Origin of the sequence: Streptomyces sp. NPDC048606 (assembly GCF_040650855.1) — a bacterium.
Taxonomy (GTDB): domain Bacteria; phylum Actinomycetota; class Actinomycetes; order Streptomycetales; family Streptomycetaceae; genus Streptomyces.
Window position 1 is genome coordinate 57858 of record NZ_JBEZIB010000025.1, and the last position, 14020, is coordinate 71877.

Below are 14020 nucleotides of genomic sequence, written 5' to 3' on the forward strand. Positions count from 1 at the left end.
GGCACACGATCCGGCCGTGCGCCCCGCGGTACGGCCGCACGCTCCGCCCGACCCCGGCCGGCCTCGTGTCGGCTCCGCCTGCACCTCACCCACCGGCAGCCCTAAACTGGGGCGAATGCACCGTTCCACCGATCTGCCCGCCGCCTTCCGACCGGAACCCCTCGACCCCTGGGTGCGCGTACGGGGCGCCCGCGAGCACAACCTGCGCGGGGTCGACGTGGACATCCCGCGCGACACCCTGACCGTCTTCACGGGCGTCTCCGGTTCCGGCAAGAGCTCCCTGGCCTTCGGGACGCTCTACGCCGAGGCCCAGAGGCGGTACTTCGAGTCCGTTGCCCCGTACGCCCGGCGGCTGATCCACCAGATCGGCGCCCCCCGGGTGGACTCGGTGACCGGTCTGCCGCCGGCCGTCTCGCTGGAGCAGCGCCGCTCCGCTCCCGGCTCGCGCTCCTCGGTGGGCACGGTGACCCTGCTGTCCAATTCCCTGCGGATGCTGTTCTCGCGGGCCGGCTCCTACCCGCCCGGGGCGCCGCTCCTGGACTCCGACGCCTTCTCCCCCAACACCGCCGCCGGCGCCTGCCCTTCCTGCCACGGCCTCGGGCGCGTGCACCGCACCAGCGAGGAACTCCTGGTCCCCGACCCGGGGCTGTCGATCCGTCAGGGAGCGGTCGCGGCCTGGCCGGGAGCCTGGCAGGGCAAGAACCTCCGCGACATCCTCGAAGCGCTGGGACACGATGTGGACCGGCCCTGGCGGGAGTTGCCCGCCGAGGACCGCGCCTGGATCCTGTTCACCGAGGAACAACCGGTGGTCACCGTGCACCCGGTACGGGACGCGGACCGCATCCAACGCCCCTACCAGGGAACGTATACGAGCGCCCACCGCTACGTGATGAAGACCTTCTCCGACACCAGGAGCGCCACCCTGCGGGCGCGGGCCGAGAAGTTCCTCACCGACGCCCCGTGCACCTCGTGCGCGGGGCGGCGGCTGCGCCCGGAGGCCCTCGCCGTGACCTTCGCGGGTCGGACGATCGCCGAGCTGGCGGGGCTCGCGCTGACCGAGTTGGACGGTGTCCTCGCGGACGCGCCCGCGGAGGGCCCGGCCGGGCGGGCGGCGCGGGTGCTCACCGAGGACCTGCGGTCCCGGATCGCGCCCGTGGTCGAGCTGGGACTCGGCTACCTGAGCCTGGACCGTACCGCGCCCACCCTGTCCGCGGGTGAGCTGCAACGGCTGCGCCTGGCGACCCAGTTGCGCTCCGGCCTGTTCGGGGTCGTGTACGTGCTGGACGAGCCCTCGGCGGGGCTGCACCCGGCGGACACCGAGGCGCTGCTCGGCGTCCTCCAGCGGCTGCGGGCCTCGGGCAACACGGTCTTCGTGGTGGAACACCACCTCGACGTGGTGCGCAGCGCCGACTGGCTCGTGGACGTGGGTCCGCTGGCCGGGGAGCACGGGGGCCGGGTCCTGTACAGCGGGCCGCCCGGGGCCCTGGCCGGGGTGGCGGAGTCGGCGACGGCGCGGCACCTGTTCCCGGCGGCGGACCGGGGGCCCCGGTCCGGGGGGCGAGCGGTGCGGACGGCGTCGGGTCGGATCCGGCTGGCCGGTGTCGACCGGCACAACCTGCGGGACGTGACGGTGGACTTCCCGCTCGGGGTGTTCACGGCGGTCACGGGCGTCTCCGGTTCGGGGAAGTCCACGCTCGTCGGGGAGGTGCTCGCCGAGGAGGTGGGTGCCCGGCTCGGGGAGGCGGACTTCCCGGTGCGGCGGCTGGTGGAGGTGGACCAGAAGCCGATCGGACGTACGCCGCGCTCCAACCTGGCGACGTACACCGGGTTGTTCGACGTGGTGCGCAGGCTCTTCACGGCCGCCCCGGAGGCGCGGGCGCGCGGCTGGAAGGCCGGCCGGTTCTCCTTCAACGTGCCGGGGGGCCGCTGCGAGACCTGTCAGGGCGAGGGCTTCGTGTCGGTGGAACTGATGTTCCTGCCCAGTACGTACGCCCCGTGCCCACAGTGCGCCGGGGCCCGGTACAACGCCGAGACCCTGGAGGTCCGGCACGCCGGGCTGAACATCGCGGAGGTCCTCGCCCTGACGGTGGAGGCCGCGTCGGGGTTCTTCGCGCAGGTGCCGGCGGCGGCCCGCAGTCTGCGCGCCCTGGAGGACATCGGCCTGGGCTACCTGCGGCTGGGGCAACCGGCGACGGAGCTGTCGGGCGGCGAGGCGCAGCGCGTGAAGCTGGCGACGGAGCTCCAGCGCTCGCGCCGCGATCACACCCTCTACCTGTTGGACGAGCCGACGACGGGCTTGCACCCGGCCGATGTGCGGGTGCTGTCGGGGCAGTTGCACGGCCTGGTGGACGCGGGGCATTCGGTGGTGGTCGTGGAGCACGACATGGAGGTGGTGGCGGGCGCGGACTGGGTGATCGACCTCGGGCCGGGCGGCGGCGCGGACGGCGGCCGGATCACGGCCGTCGGAACGCCGGCGGTGGTCGCCGCGCGCTCCGACGGCCGGACCGCCCCCTACCTGGCCCGCGCGCTGGACGCGGCGCGGGGTGGTGAGGGGGCGGCCGGGGTTCAGCCGGCTCCGTAGGGGACGACGCAGAGCTGCCAGCTCGCGGCGTCCGCGCCGCGGACGGTGATCGTCTTCGTGCCCGCGGCGCCCCCGGTGGTCGGGGAGGACGCCGCGATGCCGGCGCAGGCGCCGCGAGCGGTCGAGCGGCCGGCGCCCTGGCCGGAGGCGCCCTGGTTACCGGCGCCCTGGCCGGAGGCGCCCTGGCCCGAGGCGCCCTGGCCGGAGGCGCTCCGGGTGGCCGCCGTCCGGGCCCGGACGGCGTACTTGGTGGCGGCGGACCAGCACGGGACCTCGACCCATTCGCCGGGCAGGGCCTGATCGCCGCTCCGGTAGGCGTCGACGTAGTGGACGCAGTCACCGGTCCCGGCCCGGTCGAGGGGGCCGTTCAGCTTCATGCTGACCCAGTTGGCGAGGGACTCGTCCCGCGCGTAGGTGGCGACCAGGAGCCCCACGACGAGGCACAGCCCGAGCAGGACGACGGTGCCCCGGTACGAGCCCCCGGAGGCGGATCCGCCGCTCCGCGCCACCGGGGTCGAGGACAGCGGGCGGGTCCGGGCCGGCGGCGCGGTGGTCCGGCCGATCGGTGCCCGGGTCGGGATCCTCGCCCTCGGCGGCGCCGCGTACGAGGGTCCGGGCCGCGTCCGGGGCCGGGGGCTCGGGTCGCGGCGCGGGGTCGGGTCGTGACGGGCGCCCGAGTCGCGGCGCGGGGTCGGGTCGCGGCGCGGGGTCGGTGCCGGGCGGGCGCTTCGGTCGGGACGCGGGGAGGGGGCGGAGCGGGCGCTCGGGGCGGGGCGGGGTGCCTGGGCCGGTCGCGGGCTCTGGGCCGGGGCGGGCCCGGCCGGTGGCGGGGTGCGGCGCTGCGGTCGTGGCGGCTGTCCCTTCCCGGCGGTGAGCATCCGCAGGGCCTCGGGGATGGTCGGCCGGCTGCCGGGCTCCTTCGCCAGCAGGGCGGTGACCAGCGGTTCCAGCCCCGCCGCGTGGCGCATGGGCGAGGGCTCGTCGTGGGTCAGCGCGTGCAGGGAGGCCGCCGGGCTGTCCCGGTGGAAGGGCCCGGCGCCCTCCAGCGCCTCGTACAGGGTGGCGCCGAGGGAGAACAGGTCGCTGGCGGCGACCGCCCGCCGGCCGTGGGCCCGTTCCGGCGCGAGGTAGGCGGGTGAGCCGATGACCTGTCCGGATACGGTCAGCCCCGGATCGGTCTCGTTGACCGCGATCCCGAAGTCCGTGAGCAGGAAGTGGCTCTGCGCGATGTGCATGACGTTGGCGGGCTTCACGTCCCGGTGGACGATCCCCTGCCGGTGGGCCGCGTCGAGCGCCTCCAGCATGGCCCGGGCGAGTCTGGTCGCGGTGGGGACGGTCAGGCGCTGCCTGGTCCGCAGGAGTTCCTGGAGGGTGCCGCCCTGGACCAGTTGCATCACGATCCACGGGGCCCCGTCCACGAGTACGACGTCGTGGACGCTGACGATGTGCGGGTGGTCGCGCAGTTTCGCCGCGTTGCGCGCCTCGCGCTCGGCCCGGCGCAGTCGCTCGTCGCGTTCGGCCGTGCCCAGTCCGTGCGGCAGCAGCAACTCCTTGACCGCGACGTCGGTCTGGAGTGTCTCGTCGCGTGCCCGCCAGACCCGGCCGAAGCCGCCGGCCCCCAGGACGCTCACCAGGCGGTAGCGGCCGCCCGGTAGTCGTTTCCCCGATTGGTTGCTCTGTGCCACGTTACCCCCGTACTCGTTTCGGCGCGGGAGGCAGCAGAGTAGCGGCAATCCGGCCGGCGCACCGAGTCCGTGCGGGACGGGCAGGTGGGAGGCGTCCGGGCCGGCGCCGATCAGCCGGCGGGGCGGGCGTCCGCGGAGAGGAGGGCCTGCGGGAACTCCCGGAAGGTCCAGGTGCCCTGGGTGCGGGTGAGGCTCCACAGCAGGTCGTGGCGGTCGGGCCAGGCCGCCGGGATCCCGAGGACGTCCCCGGCTCCGAGGGCCCGTACGAGGCGGGGGATGCCGGTGTGTTCCCAGCAGACCAGGGCGGGGGTGTGGCCGGCCAGGACGGCGCGGGCCAGGGCCGTTTCCGCGCCGAGGGCGAACTCTGTGCGTACGGGGGTCTTCAGGGCGGTGGCCAGGGGCGCCAGGGTCTGCCGGCAGCGGGCGGGGGAGCCGGCCGGGCCGCCGGTCGCGAACAGCGCGGCGGGCCGGGGCAGTCGGGCGGCGGGGGCCGGGACGAAGAGCCGGGGCAGCTCGTGGGCGCGGCGGCGGCCCCGCCCGGCGAGGGAGCCGGGGTCGTCGTTGCCGTCGTCGTCCTCGCCGGGGGCGCCCGCGTAAGGCTGCTCGGCGTGCCGGATCACCATCACGAGGGCGTCCTTGGGGACCGCGCCGGGGCCGGCTGCCGGGCGGGCCGGCTCCTCCCGCTCCGTGCAGCCCGCCGTCGCCACGGCGGCGAGGGCGGCGGCCAGTACGGTACGGCGGCCCGGTCCCGAAGCGGCGGCGGTGTGTGGCATGGGGTCCACTGAACCCCACGCCCGGTGGCGGGCCGCCGCGCGGCGCGGCGTACGGCCCGTACGAGCGCCCGGTCGGCGGATCGGATCAGCCGGTCGGCCCAGGCCGCGGGGGGCCGCGGCGCGCCCGTACGGGGGTCGATGGTTGTCGGAGGGTCAGCGCTTGCGCAGGGCCCGCAGCCACTCCTTGTTCATGGCGGCGATGGAGGGCAGCGGTATGCCCTTGGGGCAGGCCGTGGCGCATTCGCCGGTGAGGGTGCAGCCGCCGAATCCCTCCTCGTCCATGCGGGCCACCATGTCGAGGACCCGTGTCTCGCGTTCGGGGGAGCCCTGCGGGAGCACGTTGAGGTGGTTGATCTTGGCCGAGGTGAAGAGCATCGCGGAGCCGTTGGGGCAGGCGGCGACGCAGGCGCCGCAGCCGATGCACTCGGCGTGTTCGAACGCCGAGTCGGCGTCGGGCTTGGGGACGGCGGTGGCGTGCGCCTCGGGGGCGGATCCGGTGGGGGCCGTGATGTAGCCGCCGGCCTGGATGATCCGGTCGAAGGCGCCGCGGTCGACGACGAGGTCCTTGACGACGGGGAAGGCAGAGGCCCGCCAGGGCTCGACGTCGATGGTGTCGCCGTCGTCGAAGGAGCGCATGTGGAGCTGGCAGGTGGTGGTGCGCTCGGGGCCGTGGGCGTCGCCGTTGATGACGAGGCTGCACGCGCCGCAGATGCCTTCGCGGCAGTCGTGGTCGAAGGCGACCGGGTCCTCGCCGCGCAGGATGAGTTCCTCGTTGAGGGTGTCGAGCATCTCCAGGAAGGACATGTCCTTCGAGATGCCGTCGACCTCGTAGGAGGCCATGGCGCCGGGGGCGTCGGCGTTTCGCTGGCGCCAGACGCGCAGGGTGAGCTTCATGCGTAGCTCCGCTGGGTGGGGTGGACGTACTCGAAGACGAGGTCTTCCTTGTGCAGGACGGGTGCGGAGCCGGTTCCCCGGTACTCCCAGGCGGCGGCGTAGCCGAACTCCTCGTCTCGGCGGGCCGCTTCGCCGTCGGGGGTCTGGGATTCCTCGCGGAAGTGGCCGCCGCAGGATTCGGCGCGGTGGAGGGCGTCGAGGCACATCAGCTCGGCGAGTTCGAGGTAGTCGACGACGCGGTTGGCCTTCTCCAGCGACTGGTTGAACTCGTCGCCGCTGCCGGGGACCTTGATCCGCGTCCAGAACTCCTCGCGGATCTCCGGGATGCGGGCCAGGGCCTTGCGCAGGCCCTGTTCGGTGCGGGCCATGCCGCAGTACTCCCACATGAGTTCACCGATCTCGCGGTGGAAGGAGTCGGGGGTGCGGTCACCGTCGACGGCGAGGAGTTTGGCGAGGCAGTCGCGGGTCTCGCGGACGGCCGCGGCGGCCTCGGGGTGGCTGTCGTCGATCTCCTCGCGGTGCGGGTGGCGGGCGAGGTAGTCGTTGATGGTGGAGGGGAGGACGAAGTAGCCGTCGCCGAGGCCCTGCATGAGCGCGGAGGCTCCGAGGCGGTTGGCTCCGTGGTCGGAGAAGTTCGCCTCGCCGATCGCGAAGAGTCCGGGGATGGTGGTCTGGAGGTCGTAGTCGACCCACAGTCCGCCCATCGTGTAGTGGACGGCGGGGTAGATCCGCATGGGGACCTCGTACGGGTTCTCCGCCGTGATCCGCTCGTACATCTCGAAGAGGTTGCCGTACTTCTCGGCGACCTTGTCCCGCCCCATGCGGCGGATGGCGTCGGCGAAGTCGAGGTAGACGCCCTGGCCGCCGGGGCCCACGCCGCGGCCCTCGTCGCAGACGTTCTTGGCGGCGCGGGAGGCGATGTCGCGGGGGACGAGGTTGCCGAAGGAGGGGTAGATCCGCTCCAGGTAGTAGTCGCGCTCCGCTTCGGGGATCTCGGCGGCGGGGCGGGTGTCGCCCTGGGCCTTGGGGACCCAGATCCGGCCGTCGTTGCGCAGGGACTCGCTCATGAGGGTGAGCTTGGACTGGTGGTCCCCGGTGCGCGGGATGCAGGTGGGGTGGATCTGGGTGAAGCAGGGGTTGGCGAAGTACGCGCCGCGCCGGTGGGCCCGCCACACGGCGGTGGCGTTGGAGTTCATCGCGTTGGTGGAGAGGTAGAAGACGTTGCCGTAGCCGCCGGTGGCGAGGACCACGGCGTCCGCGTAGTGGGTGGAGATCTCGCCGGTGATCAGGTCGCGGGCGACGATGCCGCGGGCGACGCCGTCGACGGTGACGAGGTCGAGCATCTCGGTGCGGGCGTGCATCTCGACGTTGCCGGCGGCGATCTGTCGGGACAGGGCCTGGTAGGCGCCGAGCAGCAGTTGCTGGCCCGTCTGACCGCGGGCGTAGAAGGTGCGGGAGACCTGTACGCCGCCGAAGGACCGGGTGTCGAGGAGGCCGCCGTACTCGCGGGCGAAGGGGACGCCCTGGGCCACGCACTGGTCGATGATCTCGACGGAGATCTGGGCGAGGCGGTGCACGTTGGACTCGCGGGCGCGGAAGTCGCCGCCCTTGACGGTGTCGTAGAAGAGGCGGTGTACGGAGTCGCCGTCGTTGCGGTAGTTCTTGGCGGCGTTGATCCCGCCCTGGGCCGCGATGGAGTGCGCGCGGCGCGGGGAGTCGGAGAAGCAGAACTGGACGACGTGGTAACCCTGCTCGGCGAGGGTGGCGCCGGCCGATCCGCCGGCCAGGCCGGTGCCGACGACGATCACGCGGTGCTTGCGGCGGTTGGCCGGGTTGACGAGCCTGGCCTCGAAGCGGCGGCGGTCCCAGCGCTCGGCGATCGGCCCGGCGGGCGCCTTGGTGTCGGCGATCGGTTCGCCGGTGGTGTAGTCGGCGTAGTCGTGGGAGTGGTCGTGGGAGGCGTTGTGGGCGGGGGCGGGACTCATGTCAGCTCACCACTCCGGTCATGACGGCGACGGGTACGGACACGAAGCCCGCGAAGAGGACGAGGGCCAGGGCGTTGGCCAGGAACTTCAGAGTCCGCTCGCGCCGGGCGTTGCCGGCGCCGAGGGTCTGGGCGGCGCTCCAGAACCCGTGGCGGACGTGCAGGCCGACGGCGGCCATCGCGACGAGGTAGATCGTGTTGCCGTACCAGGTGGAGAAGGTGGCGAGGACGTTCTCGTAGGGGTGGCCGGCCCAGGCGCGCTCGTTGACCGTGAGGGTGGTCAGGTCGAGCAGGTGCCAGACGATGAAGAGGGCGAGGATGATCCCGCCCCAGCGCATGGTGCGGGTGGCGTAGCTCGCGCGGCGGCGCTTGTGGGCGTACTTCACCGGGCGGGCCCTGATGTCGCGGCGGCTGAGCTGGTAGGCGCAGACGGCGTGCGCGACGACGGCCGCGACGAGGACCACGCGGACGATCCACAGGGCCCACTCGTAGTGCAGGAAGGGGGAACCGAGGGTGCGCAGCCAGTGGGCGTATCCGTTGAACTCGTCCGCCCCGAAGAAGATCTTGAGGTTGCCGAGCATGTGCACGACGAGGTAGCCGAGCATGATCAGGCCGGACACGGCCATCACGGACTTCTTGCCGACGGTGGAGTCCCAGGGCGTGCGCGTGGTGGACGGCCGTCGATCCGTCCGCGTTGCCAGAGCCATGTCATCGACGGTAAGGACCAAGGTCCCGAAAGGTCCAAGACATCGTGGAGCTGATCGCGATAGGCGGTGCCTATCGTCGCGGGTTAGCGTGGGGGCATGCAGTTCCAGCAGCTGGTCTACTTCGTGGCCGTGGCCGAGACCCGACACTTCACCCGCGCCGCCGAGCGGGAGCACGTGGCCCAGCCGTCGCTGTCGCAGCAGATCAAGTCCCTGGAGCGGGAGTTGGGCGCCGAGCTGTTCAGCCGGGTCCGGGGGAACATCACGCTCACCGACGCGGGCGAGGCCCTGCTGCCGTTGGCGCGGCGGATCCTCGCGGACGCCGACACGGCGCGGCTGGAGGTGCAGGAGCTGGCACAGCTGCGGCGGGGACGGGTCCGGCTGGGGGCCACGCCCAGTGTGTGCACGGGCCTGCTGCCGGCCGTGCTGCGCGACTTCCACGCGGCGCATCCGGGGATCGAGCTGCTGATCGAGGAGAGCGGTTCGCTCGACCTCGTACGGGAACTCGCGCGCGGGGTGCTGGACCTGGCGCTGATCGCGCTGCCGCTGCCGCCGTCGGCTCCGGCGCTGACCACGGTGGAGCTGCTGACCGAGGACCTGGTGGTGGTCTCCTCGGCCGATCTCCCGCCGCCCGGGGGCGGCGGGGAGCTCACCATCGCCGATCTGCGCGACGAGCCGATGGTGATGTTCCGACACGGCTACGACCTGCGGGACCTGACGGTGACGGCCTGTCGGGCGGCGGGCTTCGAACCCTCCTTCACGGTGGAGGGCGGGGAGATGGACGCGGTGCTGGGCTTCGTGCGCGCGGGCCTCGGCCTGGCGGTCGTGCCCGCCATGGTCGTCGGAGACGGCGGGCCGGGACTGCGCGCCACCGGTCTGGCGGGCTCGCCGCTGCGGCGCACGATCGCCCTCGCACACCGCACGGACGTGGCTCCGCCGCGCGCGGCCCGCGAACTGAAGCGGATGCTCGTGGGCTCCTGACCGGCCGGCGGGAATGTCAGGCCGCGGGTCTGGGCCATCCCCGGTCGAACCCCTCGGCCAGCATGGCGAAGGCCCGGTCCGCGTCGGCGACGGCGCCCGGATGGACCTCGTCCGCGCTCCGTCCGGCCGCGATCCGCCGCCAGTTCTCCCGGCCCAGCTCGTGCCGGACCGTCACCAGGTGCAGCGCCGCGAGCCGGGCGGGCAGCGGCTCGGCGGATTCGGCCTCCAGGGCTTCGGCGAGCAGTTCCACCTCGCGCGCGGTGTAGCGCGCCAGCCGCGCCCCCAGGCTGTCGGTGGAGTACAGCAGCCCCTGGAAGGCGAGCACGTTCGGGTGGTCGCAGAGGCCGGTGATGGGATCCCGCTCGGCGAGGGCCGCCAGGAAGTGCCCGTGGACCGCCGCCACCGGGCCGAGGCCCGCGGCGCGCTCGCGGACGACGCGCGCCACCTCGTCCTGGTGGTCGGCGAACCGGTCGAGCACCAGGTCCTCCTTGGTGGGGAAGTACCGGAACAGGGTGGGTTTGGAGACCTCGGCCGCCGCGGCCACGTCGGCGACCGAGACGGCGTCGAACCCTCTCTCCAGGAACAGCTCCAGCGCCGTGGCCGCCAGTCGGCGGCGCGTACGCAACTTCTTGCTCTCGCGCAGACCCGTCGTGTTCTCCATGACGCACAGCGTAGCACGAAAAAATGACCCGGTTAATTTTGTGACCGGGTTGCTTTTTTCGTCTTCAGGCGCTTCTCTTGATTCAGCGAGTGATTCGGCGAGCACAGGGCGACGACGAGAGGGGCGGTCCGATGACCGACAGCGGGGACATGAGCGGCGTGAACGACATGGGTGGTGCGGACGACATGTGTGGTGCGGACGGCCTGGAGGGCGCGGGCGGCTCGGCCGGGGGCGTGGTGGACGGGACGGTCGACGTGCTGATCGTGGGTGCCGGCCCCACCGGGCTCACCCTGGCCTGTGACCTGGCCCTGCGGGGCGCCTCCGTCCGCGTCCTCGACCGGCGCGACGGCCCGCACCGCGAGTCGCGCGGCAAGGGCCTGCACCAGAGCAGCCTGGAGGTCTTCGAGCGGCTCGGCGTCGCGGAGCGGCTGTCGGCCCTCGGCACCCGGGACCTGACGCTGCGCAAGTACTTCGACGGCGCGCCCGTGACGGACACGCCGACCGCCGGCGGGCTGCTGATCTGCCAGTGGCAGGTGGAGGAGGCGCTGCGCGAGCGGCTCGCGGACCTGGGCACGCGGATCGAGTACGGGGCCGAGGTCACCGCACTCGACCAGGACGCGAGCGGCGTCACCGCGCGGCGGGCCGACGGTCGCGTCGTCCGCGCCGCGTACGCGGCCGGCTGCGACGGCGGCCGCAGCACGACCCGCGGCCTCCTCGGGATCCCCTTCGAGGGGTACACCGAGGAGAACCCCACGATGGTGATCGCGGACGTGCGGGCCCCCGGGTTGAGCCGGGAGTTCTGGCACCAGTGGTTCACCTCGGAGGGCGGCGGGATCATGCTCTGCCCGATGCCGGGGACGGACTCCTTCCAGCTCCAGGCCTCGCCGGAGACCGACGGCCGGGGACGGGCGCTGCCGCCCGGCCCGGAGGGCTTGCAACGGCTCTTCGACCGGCACGCCCGCATGGAGGGGATCCGGCTGCGCGACGTCACCTGGCTCTCCACCTGGCGGGTCAACGTGCGCAGGGCCGCGCGGATGCGCGAGGGCCGGGTCTTCCTCGCCGGTGACGCCGCGCACGTCCATCCGATAGCCGGCGGGCTCGGCATGAACACCGGCATCCAGGACGCCGCCGCCCTCGGGCGGACCCTGGCCGGCGCCCTCGCCGAGCAGGGTCCGCCCGAGGGGATCGCGTCGGAGGGGATAGCGGCGGAGGCGTCCGCGGCGGGGGCCGGGCTCGACGCCTACGAGGCCGAGCGGCTGCCGGCCGCGGCGGCCCTGCTGGCCGACACCGTCGAGCGGCACGAGCGGGTCCTGGCCGCCGTGCGCGAGCCGGGTCGGGGGACGGAGGCCGGGCTCGACCGACCCGACCGGGCCTGACCCGATCCGGCCCCGCGGCGCCCCGCGCCCCCGCCCCGGAGTCCGCCGTCGGCCGGGCAGGTCAGGGGGTGGGGACGGCGTCCGACAGGGACAGGGCGTGGATCCGGTCCGGGGCACCCGGCCGGGCGTAGTACCAGCCCTGCGCGGTGTCGCAGCCGAGGGCTCGCAGCTGGGCGGCCTGCGCCCCGGTCTCCACGCCCTCGACCGTCACCGCCAGTTCGAGGCTGTGGGCCAGGGCGACGATGCCCTCCACGATCTTGACGTCCACGGGATCGGCGGGCTGCTGCTGCATCCCCCGGGTGAAGGAGCGGTCCAGTTTCAGGACGCTGACCGGCAGGCGGCGCAGGTTGGCCAGGTTCGAGTAGCCGGTGCCGAAGTCGTCCAGCGCGATGTCCACGCCCATGGCCGCGAGCCGCCGCAGCGGCTCCAGGAGCTCGTCGTCGGCCCCGATCAGGGCGGACTCGGTGACCTCCAGGCAGAGCGCGCCGGGAGCCAGCCCGGAGCTCTCCAACACCCGCAGGGTGTCGGCGACCAGCCCGGGGTGGTGCAACTGGGTCGGCGAGAGGTTGACGTTGACGCGCAGCGGGGTGCCACCGTGTTCGCGCTGCCAGTTGCGCGCCTGGCGCACCGATTCCTCCAGCACCCACCGGCCGAGCGGCACGATCAGCCCGGTCCGCTCGGCGAGCGGGATGAACCGGTCCGGGCCGAGCACCCCGTACTGCGGGTGCGACCAGCGCACCAGCGCCTCCGCGCCGCGCACGCTGCCGTCGTTCATGTGCACCAGGGGCTGGTACTCGATGAAGAACTCGCCGCGCTCCAGGGCGGCGGGCAGGGCGTTCGTCAGGCCGTGCCGGGTGATGGCGCGGGCGTCGGCCTCGGCGTCGGCGAACTCGAAGCGGTTGCCGCCGGCCGCCTTGGCCCGGTACATGGTGATGTCGGCGCTGCGCAGCACCTCCGCCGGGGTGCGTTCGCCGGCCCGGCCCTCGACGATGCCGATGCTGCCCCGCACCGTCAGTTCCCGGCCCTCCAGCCGGATCGGGGTGGACAGGGCCGAGAGGATGCGCACCGCCAGGTCGGTGATCTTCTCCTCGGTGTCGGCGGCCGGGCCGGTGGTCAGGGCCACGAACTCGTCGCCGCCGAGGCGGGCCACCACCTCGCCCGGGCCGGTGGCGCAGCTCTGGAGCCGGTCGGCGACCTCCACGAGGAGCCGGTCCCCCGCCGAGTGGCCGAGGCTGTCGTTTACCGTCTTGAACCCGTCGAGGTCCAGGTAGCACAGGCCGAAGCGGTTGCCGGCCGGGCCGCCCAGGGCCTTCTCCAGCCGTTCGAAGAACAGCGTCCGGTTGGGGAGGCCGGTCAGCGCGTCGTGGGTGGCCTCGTAGCGCAGGCGCAGGTTGAGCAGCCGGCGTTCGGTGGTGTCCTCCATCAGCGCCAGCTGGTACTGAGGGACGCCGTCCGCGTCGCGCAGCAGCGACACCGTCAGGTTGGTCCACAGCACGGTGCCGTCGTGCCGGTAGTACGGCTTCTCCACGCGGTAGTGCTCACGCTCGCCGCGGACCAGCTCGCCGTACATCCGCCACACGTGGGGGGTGTCGTCGGGGTGGCCCCACTCGCTGACGTTGCGGCCCCGCACGTGCCCCTCCAGGCCGCCGAACATCTGGAGCAGGGTGTCGTTGACCTCCAGGACGTTGCCCTGGAGGTCGGCGATGCCGATGCCGATGGCGGCGCCCTCGAAGACCGCCCGGAAGCGTTCCTCGCTCGCGTGCAGGGCCTGCTGGGCGTCGCTGCGGGCGGTCAGCGCGGAGCGCGCGATGGCCTCCTGCTCCTTGAGGGTCCGCTCGCGCAGGGCCCGGGCGAAGCCGGCGGCGATGCCGTGCTGGAGTCGGGCGCAGCGCGAGCGGTACTCCTCGGTGCCCTCGGTCCCGGAGCCGTCGGGTCCGCAGTACAGGACGAGGTAGGACTCGACCACGCCGAGGGTGCCCGCGAGGGCCTCGGGGTCGGTGCAGTGCACGGCCACGAGTTCGGCGCCCACGCGCTGGGCGACGCCGGCGTCGAAGGGGCGGGCGTGCAGGGCCTCGGTGAGGGTGCGGGTGAGCGGGACGAGGTGCTGTTCGAACTCGGGTCGGGTGAGCGAGGTCGCCGTGACGGGGAAGATGGCCCGCCCCCAGATCGTCGCGAAGCGCGCGATCCGGTCCTCCAGACCGCTGCGCAGCTCGCGCAGCGGCGCCCGGCCGGGGGCTCCCGCCCCGTCGGACCCGGTTCCGGCCTCCGCACCCGCCCGCGCGCCCGCGCGGGGGCCCTTGCGGGGCGTCGCCGGCTGCCTTCCGGTCCGGGCGTTGGTCGACCCGGCGGCCTCGGGGACCGGGCGCGACTCCCGGCGGGGG

The 14020-nt window shown here is 73.7% G+C and carries 10 protein-coding genes; 3 read left to right on the forward strand and 7 right to left on the reverse strand.

Features of this window, described 5'->3' with window-relative positions; translation table 11 throughout:
* Positions 1 to 115 precede the first annotated feature (115 nt).
* A complete protein-coding gene (locus AB0D01_RS25455; protein ID WP_363059035.1) occupies positions 116 to 2581 on the forward strand; it encodes an excinuclease ABC subunit UvrA in 2466 nt (821 codons plus the stop codon).
* On the opposite strand, the gene AB0D01_RS25460 is transcribed toward AB0D01_RS25455, so the two are convergent.
* From AB0D01_RS25460 to AB0D01_RS25480, 5 genes are all read right to left on the reverse strand, one after another.
* Positions 2566 to 4266: a protein kinase gene (locus AB0D01_RS25460; RefSeq protein ID WP_363059037.1), complete on the reverse strand. Its 1701-nt coding sequence runs from the start codon at positions 4264 to 4266 to the stop codon at positions 2566 to 2568. The genes AB0D01_RS25455 and AB0D01_RS25460 overlap by 16 nt on opposite strands.
* A gap of 110 nt (positions 4267 to 4376) precedes the next feature.
* Positions 4377 to 5039: a histidine phosphatase family protein gene (locus AB0D01_RS25465; protein ID WP_363059039.1), complete on the reverse strand. Its 663-nt coding sequence runs from the start codon at positions 5037 to 5039 to the stop codon at positions 4377 to 4379.
* A gap of 153 nt (positions 5040 to 5192) precedes the next feature.
* A complete protein-coding gene (locus tag AB0D01_RS25470) occupies positions 5193 to 5933 on the reverse strand; it encodes a succinate dehydrogenase/fumarate reductase iron-sulfur subunit (RefSeq protein WP_363059041.1) in 741 nt (246 codons plus the stop codon).
* A complete protein-coding gene (locus AB0D01_RS25475; RefSeq protein ID WP_363059043.1) occupies positions 5930 to 7918 on the reverse strand; it encodes a fumarate reductase/succinate dehydrogenase flavoprotein subunit in 1989 nt (662 codons plus the stop codon). The genes AB0D01_RS25470 and AB0D01_RS25475 overlap by 4 nt, the downstream gene beginning before the upstream one ends.
* Before the next feature lies 1 nt (position 7919).
* Complete coding sequence (locus AB0D01_RS25480) at positions 7920 to 8624, reverse strand: succinate dehydrogenase (protein ID WP_363059045.1); 705 nt, start codon at positions 8622 to 8624, stop codon at positions 7920 to 7922.
* 96 nt (positions 8625 to 8720) lie between these two features.
* Between AB0D01_RS25480 and AB0D01_RS25485 the strand changes: the two genes are divergently transcribed.
* A complete protein-coding gene (locus AB0D01_RS25485; RefSeq protein ID WP_363059047.1) occupies positions 8721 to 9602 on the forward strand; it encodes a LysR family transcriptional regulator in 882 nt (293 codons plus the stop codon).
* A 16-nt stretch (positions 9603 to 9618) separates the two neighbouring features.
* On the opposite strand, the gene AB0D01_RS25490 is transcribed toward AB0D01_RS25485, so the two are convergent.
* The gene (locus tag AB0D01_RS25490; protein ID WP_363059049.1) at positions 9619 to 10263 is read right to left on the reverse strand and encodes a TetR family transcriptional regulator; all 645 of its coding nucleotides are present in this window, start codon (positions 10261 to 10263) and stop codon (positions 9619 to 9621) included.
* A gap of 131 nt (positions 10264 to 10394) precedes the next feature.
* Here AB0D01_RS25490 and AB0D01_RS25495 point away from each other — a divergent pair, with 131 nt between their 5' ends.
* Positions 10395 to 11639 (forward strand): FAD-dependent oxidoreductase, encoded by a 1245-nt coding sequence (locus tag AB0D01_RS25495; RefSeq protein WP_363059051.1) that lies wholly within the window; start codon positions 10395 to 10397, stop codon positions 11637 to 11639.
* A 61-nt stretch (positions 11640 to 11700) separates the two neighbouring features.
* On the opposite strand, the gene AB0D01_RS25500 is transcribed toward AB0D01_RS25495, so the two are convergent.
* Positions 11701 to 13857: an EAL domain-containing protein gene (locus AB0D01_RS25500; protein WP_363059147.1), complete on the reverse strand. Its 2157-nt coding sequence runs from the start codon at positions 13855 to 13857 to the stop codon at positions 11701 to 11703.
* Positions 13858 to 14020: the final 163 nt, after the last annotated feature.

What these genes read in the sequence shown, in the direction of transcription:
- AB0D01_RS25475 (WP_363059043.1), bottom strand. Translation starts at nt 7,918, where the DNA reads ATGAGTCCCGCCCCCGCCCACAACGCCTCCCACGACCACTCCCACGAC.
- AB0D01_RS25480 (WP_363059045.1), bottom strand. Translation starts at nt 8,624, where the DNA reads ATGGCTCTGGCAACGCGGACGGATCGACGGCCGTCCACCACGCGCACG.
- AB0D01_RS25495 (WP_363059051.1), top strand. Translation starts at nt 10,395, where the DNA reads ATGACCGACAGCGGGGACATGAGCGGCGTGAACGACATGGGTGGTGCG.
- AB0D01_RS25470 (WP_363059041.1), bottom strand. Translation starts at nt 5,933, where the DNA reads ATGAAGCTCACCCTGCGCGTCTGGCGCCAGCGAAACGCCGACGCCCCC.
- AB0D01_RS25490 (WP_363059049.1), bottom strand. Translation starts at nt 10,263, where the DNA reads ATGGAGAACACGACGGGTCTGCGCGAGAGCAAGAAGTTGCGTACGCGC.
- AB0D01_RS25465 (WP_363059039.1), bottom strand. Translation starts at nt 5,039, where the DNA reads ATGCCACACACCGCCGCCGCTTCGGGACCGGGCCGCCGTACCGTACTG.
- AB0D01_RS25455 (WP_363059035.1), top strand. Translation starts at nt 116, where the DNA reads ATGCACCGTTCCACCGATCTGCCCGCCGCCTTCCGACCGGAACCCCTC.
- AB0D01_RS25485 (WP_363059047.1), top strand. Translation starts at nt 8,721, where the DNA reads ATGCAGTTCCAGCAGCTGGTCTACTTCGTGGCCGTGGCCGAGACCCGA.